Origin of the sequence: Streptococcus sp. KCJ4932, assembly GCF_004352745.1 — a bacterium.
GTDB lineage: Bacteria > Bacillota > Bacilli > Lactobacillales > Streptococcaceae > Streptococcus > Streptococcus ruminicola.
Genome location: NZ_SJWW01000003.1, coordinates 13,441 through 32,752 on the forward strand (window position 1 = coordinate 13,441; position 19,312 = coordinate 32,752).

A 19,312-nucleotide genomic window follows, 5' to 3' on the forward strand; every position below is an offset into this window, starting at 1 on the left:
TACTCAAAATTACAAATGGGTTAATTCTTTTTGCATATGTGATGTTTCTTGTTTTAAATCAGAAATTCTATCCAACATTTGCTGAGCAATGCTGTGGCATTCTAGAAACATCATGATTTCTGCGCATTTTTCCATTGTCTGAAGACCTGATAAATTCCCTGTTTTAAACAGGTAATAGCCTCTGCAGTACTTAATGGCGTTGCGAATGAACAGATCTGTTTCATCCTTTTTCAAATTATCAGCGTAATTCAGCAGCTTAAAAGCTAAGGAAAAACGACTTCTTTCAATACAAACGTTAATCACATTGAACAACATCTGATTGACCAGGCGGCGATTTTCAGGAATTTCTTGATAGAACTGCGTGCGGTTAATCATTTCACAAGCGAATGTTTCAACCAAGTTACTTGTCATCAATGAGGCACTGTAAGTGAAAAGCCAGAGCTCATAACGCCCCCATTCTTCAACTGAAAACAGGTAATCTACCAAGAATTGAACGTCCTTTTTTGCGACCTTTTCTTTCTTGTCACACTGCTGCAAAACAGCTTTGACAATGATTGTATTGAGTTTGTAAAATTTTTGGTGTGGTGATGAAGCTTCAAGTTGCTGACATTTGACTAGATAGTGTTTTAGGGTTAGTGTATTTTTTTCAATGTAAGCCTTAGCCACTTCATCTTGAAAAAGCAGTGTTTGATTTTGTAAGTAATTCCTACAAACACACTGAAATTCTGCAATAGAGACATTCATATTCTCCAAACACTGATAAAGCGTATCAGCGTTAATATTACTAACACCACGTTCAAAACGTGATAACTGCGCGATGGAAATAACCTCCCCAGCTATTTCCTTTTGCGATAAGCCTTTTGATTCTCTCAAAAGCTTAAAGCATTTTCCCAAATTATTTTCCATGTTGTATCCCTTTCCATAAAAAATAGAACAGTATCTATATTACTCCATTTTTAGGTTTATGAAAAGATATTTTTGTATGTTTTCAAGAAAATTTCAGAAAAGTTACAATTATCATTCGAATTTTGCAACATTGCAAATTATTAATTTGATAATTGAAATTATTTTTAGTGAAAAGGTAGTCAATAAATAAAAAAGCCATTTCAAAAAATGAAATGACTTTACCAAATAAATGGAATCAAACGATAACGAACTTTTTTCTGATAAACTTCATAACCTTGCAAGTCACGTACCAGAACCGCTTCTTCATTACGGATACGTTTTACAATAAGGGGCAAGTAAGCAAGTAATATGAGAAATGATACAAGGCTCCCGAGAACAAGTCCCATCGCAAAGAATAAAAGTAATGTTGCAGCATACATGGGGTGGCGAACAATGCTATACAATCCTGTATCAATCACTTTTTGCCCTTCTTGAACCTCAATCGTTCGAGCTAGATAGGCATTTTCACGCAAAACTTCTGCATATAAACCATAAGCTAGTAAGAATATCACAGCTGCAACATAACTGATATTAGGTGATAAGCGCAGCCAATGGAAACGAAAGCTAAAACCAGCTGTCAAAAAAGCTGTGATAAACATCAGCGCGCTAAACTTAATGACCTGCTGCTGCTCTTTTTCACTTTCTTTGGCATTAAGACGCTTTTTAAGCAATTCTGGACTAAAAATCATCATGACAAGCCCTGCGATAAACATGGGAATAAACAGAATCGCTAACAAAAGCCAAGCGTTCCAATAATACAAAGTCCCTGCCGAAAGAAATAACAAAGTAGCAACAAACAAAAAGCCAAAGAAAAATTTGCTGATAGCTTGCATAAAAAGTTTCTTACTCATTTATCTCACCCCATTCAAATCAAATAGGCAACCCAAATAAACAAAAGCGAATAAAATCAACGGTACCGTGAGCAATCATAGCCGATACAATATCTCGTTTTCTCTGCAAAAAAGCAAAAATCAGTCCAAAAATAAGGATGTATAAAACCACTGAAATCAGCCATTCCAGCAATCCAGATAGAAAACCATTGTTAAAACACTCCACCGTATGCGGTAATATATGCGGAACAGTCATCATGGCATAAGTTGTCAATTCCTGACCTTTCGTATTCAGCTTCTCGCCACTTATCATGGTTAAACAAAAAGCGTAAAAAACAGTTCGATATGCAACTTCTTCAATAATAGCTGGGCTTAAAGAAAGTAAAAAAGCTTTAAAAATACTAGAAGGCTGAAGGCCATTACTTCCCAACATCAGTATACAATTAATAGCACCCCAAATGAGTCCACATAGTATTCCAATACTAACACTTATTGCAATACTTTTTCTTGAATGTCCTTTAAACCATTTTAGTGCTCCTTCTGGTTTTTGAGCAAAAACAGCCATCACAGCACAAGCCGATAAAAAGACAAGTAAGATATTAAAAATCGACAAGGGTGTTGGATGAATCATTTCAGACAAGGTATACAAACCACAAAGTCCGCCTGAAATAATCAGGTGCTTAGGCTGCAAGTAACGATAGTATTTCCAAAGAATAGAGCTATCAATCACAAGGACATAAAACTCTAAAAGAAGCCAAACAAGCTGTTTTTGATTAAGTATTAGACTACCTAGCCAAAAAAACAGCAAATATATCAAAAATGATAGCCATACTCTATTTAATTTCGTATTTTCTTTTTTCATAATTCTCTTCATCGTGATTATTAATTATAGTTATCATATCATATTTAAAAATCTTTTACCCAAATTGAGTAAAAGATTTTTTTATTTTATAAATGCTTCTAATTCTGTCACATAGGCTGCCGTATTATCCGCAAAATAACCACAATGTGGGTAGCCTTTTCGAATAACCACATCAACTTTTGGAAGATATTTTTTAAAAGCTTTTTTAGAAACGCCGAGATCGAAATCTTTCTCGCCATATTCTAAATGAAGTTTGCTTTGTTGTTCTGCTGTTAACAGATGTAAATCATAATGGCAACATGCGTGACAAATAGCATCGATTTCCTGGTTGGTAATTCTATCAAAATTTTTCGTCATCAACTCAGCCAAATCATTACCATACATTTTAACAAGAGATTGTGATGCAGCTGCGCCTGACTTTTTTAGTGCTCTTTTCTTTTGTCTAAAAAGAAGGCGCGTGACATTTTCCAACAACCAAGCATTTTTCTTTAGAGCAACTCCATCAAACCAAGCGTGCTCAATTTTGAAGCCTTGGTCATTAAATAATCGCCATCCAATAGCTACACCCAGTGAGGCGCCATAAACCAGTTTAATATCAAAATACCCTTTTTCTTCCAAATAATATTTCAGATGTTGATATTCATCATCGGCACTCAAATACTGTCCCGCTTTACCATGACCACCTTGATCAGGTGCAATAATACAATAATCACCTTTTAAATAAGGCTTCATCAAATGATATAAATTCTCGCCAGATATCATCATCGGAGCTAAAAGAATTATTTTGGGATGTGCAGGATTACCAAATTCATGGATATACATTTATCACTCACTTCTTTCATTAATTTTTTAATCCTTGTTTTTTAAAAGGGACAAACCATAAATGCCTAACAAAACATAAGCTACAAGTGACGTTACCAAGGCAATTTGCGGATATTGATTGCTTGTTGAAAAACAGAAAGGAATGCCACAAAGGTCGATAACAAAGTGCAAGACGATTGGTACCCAAAGGTTACGAGTTTTTACATAGACACTTCCAAGATAAACACCAAGAGCCATTGCCCAGACAGTTTTACAAATAATTGTTCCAAGTGGTTGTCCAAGTGCCCCAAAGACATGACCAAAACCAAATAAGAAAGAAGTTATCAAAATAGCATACAAGACCGCATTCTGACTATTTTCAAAACAATCTTCTAAAAGATTTTGCAGCAATCCTCTCAAGTACACTTCTTCTACAACAGCCACACCAATATAATAAATAATTCCTTCAACTAAAACACGCCAAAAGGACGGTTGATTATCAAATGGTGCTAAGCCAATGCAAAAAGTAATTGCAACAGCTAGCGTCGCAATCACAGCTGGTAAGCCAAATCTTTGTAAACCTGAAAAAAGACCTGATTTTTGTAAACCAAACTTCAATGATTTAATCCAAAATTTTTGGCACAACCAGCAAATAAGCAAGGCTAGAATAAAATTTAGCATCAATGTAAAATACATTGGTTTAATATCTTTGAAAGTTACTTGACCTAAAAAAACTGCAGGTAGGGCTGAGAGCTCCATAAAAGCCATTAACAAGGTTAAAATAAGCACTTTCATTCTTGGTAGCTTATGTGTCATCGTTATCTCCTGATTCTAAGTGTCGCTGCCACAACTATTTTCATTAAATTTTCAAAACATTTTTATTATACGTTACCTAAAAATGCATTTCAAGACAAAACTAAAAAAGCCTCAAAGAAATTCTTTAAGGCTCTGTGCTTAGCAAGTCTACTCAAAATAAATATCCGTAGTTCCTAGACCATTGTCAACGTTAAGGGTCAAGAGCGGTTGGTTAGTATCTGTAGATGATGTGCCGTGTGTATTAATACTTCCAAGACCATTGTCAGCATTAAGGCGTACTCTAAATTCTTTTGGCACATAGACTTGCAGCTTACCTAAGCCATTATCGATATCAATCGTAGCGCCTGCTTCATCTAGACTTGTCCCGTTAAGATAAACCGTCAAACTGCCAAGAGCATTCTCAATTTTACCATGTCTTAACTCATTAACAGACATATATGCTGTTCGTTCGCCTAAACTATTATCAACCGCAAAAGTCCCTTCGCTATCAGAATATTCTTTAGAACTAAATCCATTGCTTTGTCGGTGTTCGTATTTAGTTGATGCGACGTTTACTCTTGGTGTGTGATCAAAAATCATTGATAAGCCAATCCCTACGAGAACTGACACCAAGATAATAGTAACAGGTGAAACCATGCTAATTCCAAGCAAATCAGAGAATAAACAAGCAATAATACCAAGTGGCACTGTCACTCCCAAAAAACTGCGTTTGCCAAAACCATTTACAATGATAAAGTAGATTAAAATCGCAATTAAAACTACTTTCAGCATCATTTTTACAGGCGGAAATGCTGTCAGAATACCCATTTTATTAAGCATTAGCATGACAGCAAATAAAATTAATAAAAGTCCTGTGATAATGGAATTGATTCTATGTCTTTTCATCTTTTTAACCTCTTTTCATTCATAATATCAATAAGTGCCTTAATGTAATTTCTTGATGCGTAAGCTTTTTTGCTGGAATGGCTAAAGGCAATCTCACTAGCTCCCGTGATATTTTTCTTAATGCCAGAAATCCTTAGCGTATTCACAATCGTTGAGCGCGAAACTCTGACAAAGTCCCTTGGAAGAAGCTCTTCTAACTCGTATAATTTTCGCCTCGTTTTGAAAATATCTGTTGACGTGTGAATCAGAATGTAATTGCCGTCAGATTCCATGAAAATAATGGACTTAAGCTCCAAAAAATGCTCAACATCATCTTGAAAAGCTGATAGACGAAGACTGCCAGAAGATTGACTGACCAAAGTCTTTTGCAGCTCCAAGATATCATCTGTCAACTCTTTACAATGAATGGTAATGTAATCTTGCTCCAAAGAATCATCGACATCAATGGTGATTTTCACTCCTCCAACCCTCCTTTTGATTATAGTAAAACATACTTGCTATTAATTAGCAATAGTTTGGGACAAGAGGTTAATTTTTGGTGATGAAAGGTAATTGAAAACAAAGGAAAAAGCTAACCAGATTTGGTTAGCTCAATTCTTCGATAAAGTTCTGTATTCTCTGCGTGGCTAGTTCTTCTCGAGACATTTGACGCAATTCTTCAGCTGTCACCCATTTATACGCTGATGTTTCACCTTCTTGCAAAACAATACTAGCCTTGTCTACATCAGTAAGGCACTGATAATTGACATAATAGGTCTGATGTCTCTGGTGCAACACTCGCCCCACCTCAACAAAATCACCTGTCACGATTCCTGTCTCTTCACGCAATTCGCGTTTAGCACACTCTAAAGGACTTTCACCTTGCAAAGCTGAACCACCAGCAGTCGCTTCCCACATACCACCAAGATTTTTTCTTGAATCTCTCTGAGTTAGCAAATAAGTCCCATCTTGATGCCTCACGATAACTTCACTCACCAAATGATAAACACCCTTTGGAATCTTTTTCCCACGAACCAAAACTTGACCACCGATAACATTCAAATGCGCATCATAAGCATCCCAAAGTTCCATTTCAAACCTCCTTTATTCCAGACAAATACTGTTAATAAGCTTTGATATTATACCACTTGATTTCTTTAAACTCAATTTTTCCTTTTATAAATTTTATCTTTTATAATCACATACGTTTCTATTCCTAACATAAAAAGAGTCGCAATCAGAAATCCAAGCATAAATATTTTATGAAAGATTAGAAAATAAAATATATACAGCACAATAGCTATTAAATACAATATCGTCAAAAAATGCCACTTTCTCGAAGAACTAGCTGCAATAAGTTTATTTTTTACCAAATTATCTTCTTTTACCAAGTCATCCAAACTAATATTAAATGTTTCGCTTATATTAATTAAATTTTGAATATCTGGATAGCCTCTATTAGTTTCCCATTTTGCAACTGCATTTCTTGAAACATTAATTCGCTCTGCAAATTTTTCTTGAGTTAAGTTTTCAATGTTCCTAATATTTTTGATTTTTTCTGAAATGTTCATTTAACTTTCTTCTCCTTTATGCAAATAGTACAATATATTGGTCATTTTTTAAATATCCTTTGATAAACAACATTGTTACTCTAAGTAACATCATAAAATAAAAGCCGACTATATCTGTTCTATTGTATAAAACATAATCCTTTCTTCTTAAGAAAATGTTATAACATGCAACATTAGCAAAAACTTAGCAATTTTTGGTGTTAAGCAAAAAATAAAAACCCACTTAGACTATCTTGTTCTAAGTGAGTATATCATTTAAACTCCCAGCAGTTCGTGGCTAGCTAATCACTGCGTCGTTTCTAGTTTCTACTCCTTGCTCTTAGGCCACTATTGCAGGGGTAATGCATCAGCTCTCTTGTACTAACGTACTGCGAATCGCTGTGCATTACTCCCACTCAACTGTTGCAGGTGGTTTACTTGTAATATCGTAGACGATGCGGTTAACGTGGTCAACTTCATTTACGATACGAACAGAGATTTTTTGAAGAACATCCCATGGGATACGTGCAAAGTCTGCTGTCATACCGTCGATTGATGTGATTGCACGGATTGCGATTGTGTAATCGTAAGTACGTCCATCACCCATAACACCAACTGAGCGAACACCTGTGTTAACTGTGAAGTATTGCCAGATATCACGGTCAAGACCAGCTTTAGCAATTTCGTCACGAAGGATAGCATCAGATTCACGAACTGTTTCAAGACGTTCTGCTGTGATTTCACCCATTACACGGATAGCAAGTCCTGGTCCTGGGAATGGTTGGCGCCAAACGATTTCGTCAGGCATACCAAGAGCTGTACCAAGCGCACGAACTTCGTCTTTGAAAAGTGTATTAAGTGGTTCAATCAATTCAAATTGCATGTCTTCTGGAAGACCACCAACGTTGTGGTGTGATTTGATTGTTTGTGCTGTATCTGTACCAGATTCGATAACGTCTGTGTAAAGAGTACCTTGTGCTAGGAAGTCAACACCTTTAAGTTTGCTTGCTTCGTCGTCAAATACACTGACAAATTCATTACCGATGATTTTACGTTTTTTCTCTGGGTCATCAACGCCAGCAAGAAGGTCTAAGAAACGTTTTGAAGCATCAACACGGATGATGTTCAAGCCGAATTTACCACCAAGCATGTTCATAACTTGGTCACCTTCTCCTTTACGAAGAAGACCGTGGTCAACGAAAATACATGTCAATTGGTCACCGATAGCACGTTGAAGAAGGACACCTACAACTGATGAGTCAACACCACCTGAAAGTCCCAAAAGAACTTTACGGTCTCCAACTTTTTGACGGATTTCATTGATTTGCAAATCGATGAAGTTATCCATTGACCAATCGCCTTTAGCACCACAGATTCGGAAAGCAAAGTTACGTAAAATATCGTTACCATATACTGAGTGACGAACTTCTGGGTGGAATTGGATACCGTAGATGTTTTTCTCAGTATTTTCAATTGCTGCGTAAGGGCAATCGGCAGAGTCCCCAACCAAGTGGAAGCCTGCAGGAATTTCAGTAACGGCATCACCGTGGCTCATCAAAACAGTTTGCTCTTCTGGTGTTTCAGCAAAAAGTTCTGATTTTGCTTTCAAGCGAAGTGTTGATTGGCCATACTCACTGTGACCAGTTTGTCCAGCAGGAACAACTTTACCACCGAGTTTATCAGTCAACAATTGCATACCATAGCAGATACCAAGAATTGGAATACCCAATTCAAAAATTTCTTCGTCAATGCCAAAAGCATTATCAGCATAAACTGAATTTGGACCACCTGAAAGTACGATACCAATTGGGTTGATTTCACGAACTTCGTCAGCTGTGATTTTGTGGCTTCGTAATTCTGAGAAGACACCAAATTCACGAATACGACGAGCGATCAATTGGTTGTACTGGCTACCATAGTCAAGAACAATGATTTTTTGAACATCGTTCAAAGTAGAATTGTCAGTCATTATTACCCTTTCTATTAACGTCAGCCCCTTTGGCTAACAGTATTCACTTTAATTGTAGCATAAATTTACACATTTGGCAGTAGATTTTAGGTATCTAATTAAAATTAGCAATTTAACAACTATTCTCATAATTATATAATCAGATAAAGCGGTTTCTGCACTTGATTTTAGAAATTTCAGCTGCTAAAAAGCCACGATTTCTCGTGACTTCTATTTTTAATCAATAATCTGTTCCATACGTGTTTCTTGTGGTGTCATGCCTTGGCGTTCATAGAAGCGCACAGCAGATTTATTAGCACTCCAGACATTCAACGTTAAGTTGTAACAACCAATCTCTTTGGCATACTGCAAGGCAAACTGATATAACTGCTCACCGATTTTTTGCCCACGCGCAGCTTCATCCACACACAAGTCATCAATAAAAAGTGTCTTTTGTGGCACTTTTGGCGCTGACGAATGCTCGATAATGGTAAACATATGCCCAAGAACTTGCCCCTCTTCATCTTCATAGACAAAAATCGGGCGATTATCATCAGCAATCAACTCAGCTAATTGGGCTTGTGTGTATTTAACACCTTTTTCTTGGAACAAATCAGGTCTAACCTTGTGGTGCACCAAGAGAACTTGCTCTAGTAAATCAATCAGTTTTGGAATATCACTTTCTTTTGCTCGTCTAATCGTCATATCAGTTTCTCCTTCTTACAACTTGCCGTCCCATTCTGCGTAGAATTCTTTTAGAAATTCTTCCAAAACAACGTGGCGGTGCTCAGCCATTTTTCTAGCGTGGCTTGTGTTCATCAAGTCTTTAAGTTTAAGCAGTTTCTCGTAAAAATGCATGATTGCTGTATCCTTGCCATTACGATACTCCTCAGCAGTCAAATGTTCTCTGGCAGTCATGTTGGGGTCATGAATCGGACGCCCCTTGCTACCTGAATAAGCCATACATCTGGCAATACCAATTGCACCAATAGCATCCAAACGGTCAGCATCTTGCACAATTTTTCCCTCTAAAGTTGCTGGAACACTGCTACCATCTCCTTTAAAAGACATGGTATTGATGATTTGAATGATGTGTTCAACGTCAGTTAGAGAGATTTGCTGATTGATGAGCCAAGCTTTCAAGTCAGCTAGAGCTTGCTTAGGATCATCATTTAACTTCTCATCAGCCATGTCATGCACCAAAGCAGTCAATTGACAAATGAAACTATCTGCTCCTTCTTTCTCCGCCAACTCACGCGCAGTATTTCTCACACGAACCGCATGCCACCAGTCATGACCACTAGCTTCTGCGTGTAATTTATCATAAACAAGCTTTTCAGCCTTTTGTAAAATATCATTTTTATCAGTCATAAAATGATTATATCATAAAAGCAGGACAAATTTGCCCTGCTAAAAAATAGGAAGATGTTTAAAAAGAATGTTCTATTAGTATTCTAATATTCCTGGCCACGCTGATGTGCCGCCATCAACATTTACCACTTTATAGCCTTGGTCATCTAGAAAAAAGCAGGCTTGTTCTGAACGGGCACCGCTTTGACAGATGATATGGTAAGTCTTGTCTTTATCAAGCGCTTGGTAGCTAGATACAAATTCACTTAAAGGAAGGTTAACTGCTGTTGGAACGTGTCCCATGGCAAACTCCATTCTCTCACGAACATCAATAATGTTTAATGGCTGTTCCTTTAAAGCCTCTTGTAGTTGACTAGCTGAAATGTATTTAATCACGTTTAATCTCCTCTGGTTTTACAGTACTATAAAGGTGGTATGCCCCATCAAGGTTCTTCACTTTAAAGCCATTTTGTTTCAAGATACGTTCGCCAATGTAAGAACGAAGACCGCTGTGACAGCTAATAATGTATTCCTTGTTAGGGTCTAACTCAGACAAACGGTCACGCAAACTATCTAGTGGTATGTTAATACCATTTGCAATATAACCTCTAGCAACTTCTGCTTCAGTACGGACATCAAGAAAGACCTTGCCTTTGGCTAATTCGTCAGCTAATTCATACCATTGGATAGATTCACTAACGCCTTCAATGATATTAAGTGCAGCATATCCTGCCATATTAACTGGGTCTTTTGCTGCTCCAAATGGTGGCGCATAAGTAAATTCTAATTCTGGAAGATCTGCCACAGTCAAGCCTGCTTTAATGGCTGTCGCTAAAACATCGATACGTTTATCAACACCTTTTTGACCAACTGCTTGAGCTCCATAAATAACACCAGTTTTCTTATTGAAAATTAGTTTTAGGACAACATCTGTCGCACCAGGATAGTAACCAGCATGATCTTTGTTATTTGTGTGAACAACAGCAACATCATCAAAGTTTTGACGAGCAATACGTTCGCTAAGTCCTGTTGAAGCAGCTGCTAAATCAAAGACACGAACAATAGCTGTTCCGATGCTACCTTTATTTTGGCGAGCAATCCCAGCAATATTATCAGCTACTTGACGGCCTTGACGGTTAGCTGGACTAGCAAGAGAAATAAGTGCATCTTGACCAGTGATTTCTTGTTTAACAATAATGGCATCACCCACTGCGTAAATATCTGGGTTACTTGTTTGGTAGTTTTGATTAACCAAAATACCGCCACGAAGGCCGAGCTCAAGACCTGCTTCTTTGGCAAGACTTGATTCAGGTTGAACCCCAACAGACATAATGGTAATATCTGAAGTCAACTCACTACCGTCTTCCAAAATAATCGTTTTTCCATTATCTTTGAAAGCTTTGGCAGATTGATTAGTGTAAACTGTGATACCGTTTCGTGCCAATTCGTTCTTCACAAAGGCTGCCATTTCTTCATCGAGTGGTGGCAAAACATGCGGTGCTTTTTCAACGATAGTCACCTTCAATCCTTTTTTAGCCAAGCTTTCTGCCATTTCAAGCCCGATAAATCCAGCACCGATGACTGTCGCATTTCCTGATTGTACATCAGATAAAGCTGCCATGATTTTATCCAAATCTGGAATATTGCGAAGCACAAAAACATTGTCTGCACTGTCTAGGCCTTCCATTTCTGGGACAAATGGTTTGGCACCTGGTGACAAGATTAGTTTGTCATATGATTCTGTGTAAACTTTGTCTTCATGTCGAACTGTGATTTCTTTTTTGTCTGCATCAACTGATAAGACCTCTGATTCTGGACGGACATCAATGTTAAAACGCGCCTTCAATCGCTCAGGTGTCTGAACTAGCAAGTTATCACGCTCTGCAATTTCCCCAGAAACGTGAAAAGGTAAGCCACAGTTAGCAAATGACACGTATGGTCCTTTATCAAAAACAATAATTTCAGCGTCTTCCATCAAGCGGCGAAGACGTGTCGCAGCTGACATACCCCCAGCGACACCACCGACAATCAAAATTTTACTCATTTGTTACCTCCAATTGTTTTTCCTTGCCAAGCAAGCATGCCACCTTTAACTGAAATAGCATCATAACCTTTCTTTTTCAAGAGTTTCGCAGCGCGTTTGCTACGTGCTCCTGAATGACAGATTAGGTAAACAGGACTTTCTTTTTTACCCTCGTAGGTATGAATCCTATCAAGCGGAAAAAGTCGTGCTCCCTTGATATGCCCCCCAGCGTATTCTTGAGCTGTTCGCACATCTAGTAAAACCGTAGACTTGTCCTGCATAACAGCTTCTAGTTCACTTGTCGTAATTGTTCTCACTGATTGAGAAAATAATTTTTTAAGAAAAATAAGCTTTTTTCTCCTTTCTAACGAATACCCCTATAGGTATGATAAAATAATATCACAGCCACTTTCATCCTGTCAACGAAAAGGTCTTCAGTTTGACAAATATACCTACCACCGGTATAATAAAATCAAAGGAGGCCTCATGAAAACAGATAAAAAAGATATTCTCAACCGTTTAAAACGTGCCGAAGGCCAACTTCGTGGCATTCAAAAAATGATTGACGAAAACCAAGAATGTATTGATATCGTGACACAACTAACTGCTGTTCGCTCAAGTATCAATCGTACCATTGGTATTGTCATTGGCAATAAAATCAATCAAGTCATCGAAGAGCCCGTGGCAGACCCTAAACAACAAGAAGAGAATCTTGCTAAAGCTATTGATTTGATTATTAAAAAGTAGAGATTGACTGAAAAAGCAATCTCTACTTTTTTAATTTCAACTTTCAAACTTCTTTTTCTTGATGCGAATTCCTTAAAAAGGTGATATACTAGCATTTGAGAAAGCGATTTTAAAATTAGTAAGGAGTCCATATGACTAAGAAAGAAATGGTAAGCTTCCTATTAGATTACCTTATTATGGAGAATCCGCAATTTAAAGCCATCGATGTTCCAGATGACTTACCTGGACAAGAAACTCTCTTGCGTGCTCTTCTTAATGTCAGACCGCCAATGGCTGTCTCAACGCGTTTTTTAATTATGCAAAATGATTACCTTCAATTAAAAAAAGCTGAACGGGTGGTCGTTTTTTTAAATCATTTACAGCCACTTGCGACAGACGACCGCTTGTATGTCTGGAAAGGTGATATTTCACGACTTCAAGTCGATGCTATCGTCAATACGGCTAATCGCCAAATGCTAGGTTGCTTCCAACCGCTTCACGAATGCACTGACAATACCATTCATACTTATGCCGGTGTTCAACTGCGTCTGGAATGCTATAATCTTATGAAAGACCAAGGACATGACGAACCAGAAGGTAGTGCTAAAATCACACCTGGTTATAATCTTCCAGCAAAATTCATTCTTCACACCGTTGGTCCTGCCATCAACGAGCACTTAACAGAGTCCGATGCTGATTTGCTTGCCCAAAGCTACCTCTCTTGCCTAACCCTGGCAGAAAAAAATCAACTCGAATCTGTTGCCCTATCATCCCTAGCAACTAATCATGACAAACACTTTATCAACGAAGATGCTGCTAGAATCGCTGTAAACACTGTTAAAGCATTTCTAGATCAAAGTCAGTATGTCAAAAAAATCATTTTCAATGTTGACCAAGACGATGAAGCAGCTATTTATCACGAATTGTTGCATTAAGCAAACCAAAACCTTCCGCCAATTAGACGGAAGGTTTTTCTTAATAACAAAGGAAGTTAACTAAATATTGATATTATAGATGTGCTAAAATAAAGTTCTCAATATCATCAAATGGAATAATATCTTTTTGATCGTAAAGATCACAATGACTAGCACCTGCAACAGAAATCATTTTCTTATTGTCGCCAGTTAATTTTGCAAAAGCATCTTTTCCCATATAATATGAGTGAGCTTTATCACCATGAACAATCAGCACCGCATTACGAATTTCATCGGTATAGTGAAGAAAACGTGTGTTTAGGAAACTTGTATTTGCTTGAACTGCCCAGCCATTATTAGAATTAAGACTGCGAGCATGGTAACCACGTGGTTGTTTGTAATAAGCATAATAGTCTTTGACAAATTGCGGTGCGTCGTCTGGAAGAGGGTCAACCACACCACCAGCTAGAGCGTAATCACCATTTTGATAATCTTTGGTACGTTGATTTGCAAGTGCTAAACGAGCTTGATAACGTGCTTCTTCGTTATCTGCTTCATCAAAGTATCCATTTCCAGAAACACGTGACATGTCGTACATTGTTGAAGCTACTGTTACTTTGATACGTGGATCAATCGCTGCAGCATTAAGCGCAATACCTCCCCAACCACAAATACCGATGATACCAATTTTATCCGCATCAACATTTTCAAGCGTTGATAGATAATCAACAGCTGCTTGAAAATCTTCGGTATTAATGTCTGGAGATTGCATATAACGTGGAGTACCGCCTGATTCTCCTGTGTAAGACGGGTCAAAAGCAATTGTCAAGAAACCACGCTCTGCCATTTCTTGCGCATAAAGTCCTGAAGATTGTTCTTTCACAGCTCCAAAAGGTCCTGACACAGCAAGTGCTGGCAATTTGCCTGAAGCATTCTTAGGCGTATACATATCGGCAGCTAAAGTAATACCAAAGTGATTATGGAAAGTCACTTTTTTGTGGTCAACTTTGTCACTTTTTGGGAAAACTTTATCCCATTCTTGTACCAAATGTAATTGTTCAGTCATCTTTTTTCTCCTTTTCATCATGTACCTATTACGTTACCTAAAGTGTAACACTAACCTAAAATAATTTAAAAAATTTATCGGCAAAAAGCTTTGAAATCTTTTTCTAATAGTTACTTTACACCCTTGAGTCAACTCTAAGTCAACTACTTTTTTAAATTTTTAATCATTCAAAAGGAACTGGATAATCCAGTTCCTTTTTTAGTTTTATCATACTAATTTGTAATTTTTCCAAGTGCCTTTGCAGTAGCGGATTTCATAGATGAGTCCTTTAACAAACCAATCTAAGAACATGGCTACCCAAGTGCCAAGCATTCCCATACCAAAATTGACCGATAAAAAGTAGGCGCATACCACGCGAACTAAAAGCATTGAGGCAATACCGATAACCATTGGGAAATTAGCATCTCCCGCACTACGAAAGACTACAGGCAAGACATAACCTGAATTCCAGAAAATACTTACTAAAATCCCATGAGCAAGCACAATAATCCAAACATAGCGTGTCGCTTGGTCTGACAAATCATAAATCATCATCAAAAAAGGCATTAAAGCAACGACAACTACTGAAAATAAAGCATTTGCAGCATGAATGATGCGGCTAACTTTTCGCTTGTAAAACTCAGCCTGCTCATAGTCACCAGCACCGACACATTTTGAAATGATAACAGCTAAACCAAGTACAATTGAAATTCCTGGCAAACCTTGAAACATGATGATGGTTCCACCAACTGAATTAGCCGCAATCGCTGCTGTCCCAAACAAAGAAACAACAGACAAGACAATCAAGCGTCCAAGGAAAAACATGCCATTTTCAAAACCAAATGGTAGTCCAATACCAAGAACTTTTTTAATCATTTGCCAGTCGACTTTTTCTTTTAAGAAGTTTCCTAAGGTCAAATCTGACTTGATATGATGCGCAAACCACAGAATTAACAGCATGGCACCAACGCGAGAAAGAAGAATTGGAACAGCCACTCCTTCAACGCCCCAACCGCAACCATAAATCAAGCTGACGCCCATGACAATATTCAAGCCATTCATCACCAGCATGATATTCATCGGCAAGCGTGATTTATTTAAGGTTCTGAAAATCGCTGCGCCCGAATTGTAAAGAGCGATAAACGGTGTTGAGAGTGCGACGATATTAAAATAACGATCAGCTTGCGCGTGAACTTCAGGCGTGATTGACCCAAACAGGTGACTCAAAATAAAAGGTTTGATTGCAAAAATCAAAAGCGTAATCGCTAAGCTAAAGTACAAAGTGAATTTCACCAACTGATTAACTGCTTTATTAGCATTTTTGCTATCGCGGTCCCCGAGATATTGCCCAGCAACAATCCCACCACCAGTTGCAAAAGCCGCAAAAATACTGATAAAGAGTGCCATCAAGAATTCAACCAAAGATACACCTGACACCGCTGCTTCGCCAACCCTTGAAACCATGATAGAAGCAATTAATCCGACCAAAAATTCCAAACCCTGCTCGATAATTAATGGAATAAATAATTTAGCTAAATCACGATTACTGAAAAAGTAATCCTTTTTCATAGCCCTATCCGAAAAACTGTCCATTTCTTCCTCCTATGTGAATATCTACTACATAATATTACACCTTGGAGTCTACTCAAAGTCAAGAGCTTTTTTAATTTTTCTGGAATTTTAATGATAAAAGCAACCAAACTAAAGTGTTTAGTTGCTTTGTGTTATTTTTTAGGCATCATTTTCTTCGCTTTGGCTGAGTAATCTGTTACCACGACCTTTATCACAGCTACTGGCTTGGTCATTTTCTCGGTGAATTCAAATCTTTTTCCAGTTTGATGTTGCATTAATTGATTTAAAGCGTGTGCTTTTTCATCATGTTTTTCTAAAAGTTCTGCTTTTCCGCGTCCAATATACGATGTAAAGAAGGCACCATACTTACATGGAATTTCATGATTGTAATCAGGTATCACTTCACCTTCAATTTGAATACAAACTTTTGGATTTTGAGCAATCAAATCAAGTTTATGTCCTTGCCTTGCTCCATGCATGTAAAAAATAAATTGATCCTTTTCTTCATCGTATTCATAGCCATAATGAAGAGGAACCACATAAGGAAACTCTTTATCAAAAAGCCCTAAATGTAAAATCATATTTTTCTCAACGATTGCCTGAATTTCTACTAAATCAGTCACTTCTCGGTCACGGCGTCTCATCTCTGGCATAAATCTACCACCAATCCTTTTTTAAACATTATAACAAAAATGTAAGTTTTTTCTGTCGCTGAATTTTCACTATTTTTTCAATCTATATTGCATAGCTATTTTCAATATGTTAAACTAATATCGTTTTGCTAACATTAAAATGTTTAGAATTTCACATATAGGAGTTTTTATGAATCAAGAAAGCTATTTTGATGGTGGCTTACTAAGCTACATTGGACACTGTATCATCGCTACTTTAATTACTATTTTTACACTTGGTATTTGTGCTCCATGGGGAATTTGTATCATGATTAATTGGAAAGTCAAACACACTGTCATCGATGGTCACCGTTTGTACTTTGACGGCACAGCCATGCAACTCTTTGGAAACTGGATCAAGTGGCTACTTCTTACAATTATCACAGTTGGTATCTACTCATTCTGGCTTAACATCAAGTTGGAACAATGGATTACCAAACACACACATCATTTAGATTAATAAAGAATACACGTGCAAAAACTGAACCACGTAAAAAGCTGATAGGAGAATTAAAAGCATGAAAAAATGGTTTTTAGGTTTCATTACCATTATTTGTCTAGTTTTAGTTGGATGTTCTAAAAAGACTGATGAAAAAACGTATTACGATGATAAATTTATGTCATCTCTTGCAAAAGGTTTAGAGTCAAGATGGGCTTACACAGATAGCTGCGACGATGAATCAAAAGAATTCTACACTACTGCTATCAAAAAAGAACTTGACGAAATCGGTGAATATAGCAATCTCTCATTCAAAGATAGTAAATTACAAGAAGAAGCTATTGCTTATATCAACTCATTAAAAGAATGTAATAAAGTTGCTCAAACATTCGGAGCAGATTCATTTTATGAAAAATGGTTTGATGCTTATGATAACAGAACTGAAGTTTTAAATAAAATTAACAAAATCAAAAAGATAAAAGTTTCAAAAGCTAATCAAAAGAATTTAGATGAACTCTTAGCTTCTGGTAAAGAAGTTCAAAACAATAATAATGCAAAAGAACAAGTTCTTAATCTAATTAACTCTTTGTCATTTGCTAAAAACGAAGAAGATTCTTTCGAAGAGTATGCAGAATACACTGCTACTGTAACTAACAACACAGAATTTACAATTGAAGACTTAAGCGTGGTAGCAAAATTAAAAAATGATCAAGGCGTAGTTGTTGATGAAGAATATTTATCTCTTAACAACTGGACACCTAGCGAAACTCGTCAAGTTGAATTTGGGACTGATAAAACATTCTCAACAATTGAATATAGCATTGATTACATTGAAATAAAAGATAATTAAAACTATCCAAAACCCCAGCTAGCATTTTTTCTAGCTGGGGTTATTTCTTTCCTCACTCCACGATTGCTCCCGCAATTTCTTGTGGGGTGATGTTGGTGAAGTATGGTGTGGTGTCAATTGTTTGGAGTTTGGCTAAAATATCATGGTATTCGTAGCGAAGGCCAATGAGTTCTTCTTCAATATCTGAAACGTCTTTGATGCCAAAAAAGTCACCGTAAATTTTAAGACCTGTAATCATCGATTTTTCAACTTTGACGTAGCTTGTAATCTTACCAGCTGGATAGCGAACTGAGCGTTTAATAGTATAATCTGGCGATTTGCCAAAATTCCAATTCCAAGTTGCAAATTGGTTATCGGCTAGATTTTGAATGTTTTCTAAATCAGCTTCAGAAAGAACATACTCCGTCATGTCAGGGTATTGTTCTTTTATTTTGTTAAGTAATTGTTCTGAAAATGCTTCAACAGTCATTTTTTCTGGCAATTCATCTAAGATATTGGTCACACGTGCACGCACTGATTTGACACCTTTTGATTCAATTTTATCCTTTGAAACTTGCAGAGCATTTTCAAGCACCGTCATATCCACGTCAAACAACAGACAACCATGGTGCATCATCCGTCCTTTGAAATAAGCTTGTGCATTGCCACAAAACTTCTTGCCATCAATTTCAAGGTCATTACGACCAGTAAAGGTCGCTGTCACCCCTAAATCAGCTAAGGTTTCAATGACAGGTCTTGAAAAGGTCTTAAAATCAAAGGTTCCTTCTTGTGATTTATTAGAAATAATCGTGTAATTCAAATTATTGAGGTCGTGGTAAACCGCACCACCACCTGACAAGCGACGGACCACATGGATGCCATGCTCATCTGTATAAGCTTTGTTAATCTCTTCAATAGCGTTTTGGTGTTTGCCAATGATAATCGCAGGCTCATTAATCCAAAGAATAAAAAGCTCATCTTCGTCTCGCAATTCACGAAAAGCATAAGCTTCCAAGGCAATATTGTAAGCGGGATTGTGGGACTTGTTAACGATGTATTTCATCTGAAAGCTCCTTCATTTTCATTAGGCTTAGTATATCAGAATCCAATCCCACCGTCTCTTAATT

General features: G+C 37.2%; 23 protein-coding genes. 4 read left to right on the forward strand and 19 right to left on the reverse strand.

What is annotated here, in order from left to right:
• Nucleotides 1–9 precede the first annotated feature (9 nt).
• The 15 genes from E0E02_RS01850 to E0E02_RS01920 all read right to left on the reverse strand — a co-directional run bounded on the left by E0E02_RS01850 (nt 10) and on the right by E0E02_RS01920 (nt 12,270).
• A complete protein-coding gene (locus tag E0E02_RS01850; protein ID WP_074964681.1) occupies nt 10–906 on the reverse strand; it encodes an Rgg/GadR/MutR family transcriptional regulator in 897 nt (298 codons plus the stop codon).
• A gap of 218 nt (nt 907–1,124) precedes the next feature.
• Entirely contained in the window at nt 1,125–1,796 is a 672-nt protein-coding gene (locus tag E0E02_RS01855) for an isoprenylcysteine carboxylmethyltransferase family protein (RefSeq protein WP_133017693.1), read from the reverse strand.
• Nucleotides 1,797–1,815: 19 nt separating this feature from the next.
• On the reverse strand, nt 1,816–2,637 hold the full coding sequence (locus tag E0E02_RS01860; protein ID WP_165937128.1) for a CPBP family glutamic-type intramembrane protease: 822 nt from the start codon (nt 2,635–2,637) through the stop codon (nt 1,816–1,818).
• Between the two features lie 81 nt (nt 2,638–2,718).
• Entirely contained in the window at nt 2,719–3,459 is a 741-nt protein-coding gene (locus tag E0E02_RS09535; protein WP_240789006.1) for a hypothetical protein, read from the reverse strand.
• Between the two features lie 27 nt (nt 3,460–3,486).
• Nucleotides 3,487–4,254, reverse strand: coding sequence for a type II CAAX endopeptidase family protein (locus E0E02_RS01870; RefSeq protein WP_133017695.1), 768 nt, complete (start codon nt 4,252–4,254; stop codon nt 3,487–3,489).
• Between the two features lie 147 nt (nt 4,255–4,401).
• Nucleotides 4,402–5,139 (reverse strand): LiaF domain-containing protein, encoded by a 738-nt coding sequence (locus E0E02_RS01875; RefSeq protein ID WP_240789007.1) that lies wholly within the window; start codon nt 5,137–5,139, stop codon nt 4,402–4,404.
• Entirely contained in the window at nt 5,136–5,597 is a 462-nt protein-coding gene (locus tag E0E02_RS01880; protein ID WP_074563605.1) for a LytTR family DNA-binding domain-containing protein, read from the reverse strand. The genes E0E02_RS01875 and E0E02_RS01880 overlap by 4 nt, the downstream gene beginning before the upstream one ends.
• A 127-nt stretch (nt 5,598–5,724) precedes the next feature.
• Complete coding sequence (locus tag E0E02_RS01885) at nt 5,725–6,210, reverse strand: NUDIX domain-containing protein (protein WP_074601844.1); 486 nt, start codon at nt 6,208–6,210, stop codon at nt 5,725–5,727.
• A gap of 71 nt (nt 6,211–6,281) precedes the next feature.
• Entirely contained in the window at nt 6,282–6,689 is a 408-nt protein-coding gene (locus E0E02_RS01890) for a helix-turn-helix transcriptional regulator (protein ID WP_133017696.1), read from the reverse strand.
• A 385-nt stretch (nt 6,690–7,074) separates the two neighbouring features.
• Nucleotides 7,075–8,637, reverse strand: coding sequence for a glutamine-hydrolyzing GMP synthase (gene guaA / locus E0E02_RS01895; protein WP_133017697.1), 1,563 nt, complete (start codon nt 8,635–8,637; stop codon nt 7,075–7,077).
• Between the two features lie 216 nt (nt 8,638–8,853).
• On the reverse strand, nt 8,854–9,321 hold the full coding sequence (locus E0E02_RS01900) for a GNAT family N-acetyltransferase (protein ID WP_133017698.1): 468 nt from the start codon (nt 9,319–9,321) through the stop codon (nt 8,854–8,856).
• Between the two features lie 15 nt (nt 9,322–9,336).
• Complete coding sequence (locus E0E02_RS01905) at nt 9,337–9,987, reverse strand: HD domain-containing protein (RefSeq protein ID WP_133017699.1); 651 nt, start codon at nt 9,985–9,987, stop codon at nt 9,337–9,339.
• A 75-nt stretch (nt 9,988–10,062) separates the two neighbouring features.
• A complete protein-coding gene (locus E0E02_RS01910; RefSeq protein ID WP_133017700.1) occupies nt 10,063–10,362 on the reverse strand; it encodes a rhodanese-like domain-containing protein in 300 nt (99 codons plus the stop codon).
• A complete protein-coding gene (locus E0E02_RS01915) occupies nt 10,355–12,010 on the reverse strand; it encodes an FAD-dependent oxidoreductase (RefSeq protein ID WP_133017701.1) in 1,656 nt (551 codons plus the stop codon). Before E0E02_RS01915 ends, E0E02_RS01910 begins: the two co-directional genes overlap by 8 nt.
• Nucleotides 12,007–12,270: a rhodanese-like domain-containing protein gene (locus tag E0E02_RS01920; protein ID WP_240789008.1), complete on the reverse strand. Its 264-nt coding sequence runs from the start codon at nt 12,268–12,270 to the stop codon at nt 12,007–12,009. Before E0E02_RS01920 ends, E0E02_RS01915 begins: the two co-directional genes overlap by 4 nt.
• Before the next feature lie 205 nt (nt 12,271–12,475).
• Between E0E02_RS01920 and E0E02_RS01925 the strand changes: the two genes are divergently transcribed.
• Together E0E02_RS01925 and E0E02_RS01930 are read left to right on the forward strand one after the other, a co-directional pair.
• Complete coding sequence (locus E0E02_RS01925; RefSeq protein ID WP_133017703.1) at nt 12,476–12,736, forward strand: metal-sensitive transcriptional regulator; 261 nt, start codon at nt 12,476–12,478, stop codon at nt 12,734–12,736.
• Nucleotides 12,737–12,867: 131 nt separating this feature from the next.
• Complete coding sequence (locus E0E02_RS01930) at nt 12,868–13,650, forward strand: protein-ADP-ribose hydrolase (RefSeq protein ID WP_074868748.1); 783 nt, start codon at nt 12,868–12,870, stop codon at nt 13,648–13,650.
• Between the two features lie 73 nt (nt 13,651–13,723).
• On the opposite strand, the gene E0E02_RS01935 is transcribed toward E0E02_RS01930, so the two are convergent.
• From E0E02_RS01935 to E0E02_RS01945, 3 genes are all read right to left on the reverse strand, one after another.
• Nucleotides 13,724–14,695 (reverse strand): alpha/beta hydrolase, encoded by a 972-nt coding sequence (locus E0E02_RS01935; protein ID WP_133017704.1) that lies wholly within the window; start codon nt 14,693–14,695, stop codon nt 13,724–13,726.
• 207 nt (nt 14,696–14,902) lie between these two features.
• Nucleotides 14,903–16,267 carry an MATE family efflux transporter gene (locus tag E0E02_RS01940; RefSeq protein ID WP_133017705.1) on the reverse strand — a complete coding sequence of 455 codons (1,365 nt, stop codon included), beginning with the start codon at nt 16,265–16,267 and terminating at the stop codon, nt 14,903–14,905.
• A 131-nt stretch (nt 16,268–16,398) separates the two neighbouring features.
• Nucleotides 16,399–16,899: a pyridoxamine 5'-phosphate oxidase family protein gene (locus E0E02_RS01945; RefSeq protein ID WP_206282010.1), complete on the reverse strand. Its 501-nt coding sequence runs from the start codon at nt 16,897–16,899 to the stop codon at nt 16,399–16,401.
• 169 nt (nt 16,900–17,068) lie between these two features.
• Between E0E02_RS01945 and E0E02_RS01950 the strand changes: the two genes are divergently transcribed.
• Nucleotides 17,069–17,377 carry a DUF898 family protein gene (locus tag E0E02_RS01950; RefSeq protein ID WP_133017707.1) on the forward strand — a complete coding sequence of 103 codons (309 nt, stop codon included), beginning with the start codon at nt 17,069–17,071 and terminating at the stop codon, nt 17,375–17,377.
• Nucleotides 17,378–17,435: 58 nt separating this feature from the next.
• A complete protein-coding gene (locus tag E0E02_RS01955) occupies nt 17,436–18,206 on the forward strand; it encodes an FxLYD domain-containing protein (protein WP_133017708.1) in 771 nt (256 codons plus the stop codon).
• Between the two features lie 52 nt (nt 18,207–18,258).
• On the opposite strand, the gene E0E02_RS01960 is transcribed toward E0E02_RS01955, so the two are convergent.
• On the reverse strand, nt 18,259–19,248 hold the full coding sequence (locus E0E02_RS01960) for a lipoate--protein ligase (protein ID WP_133017709.1): 990 nt from the start codon (nt 19,246–19,248) through the stop codon (nt 18,259–18,261).
• Nucleotides 19,249–19,312: the final 64 nt, after the last annotated feature.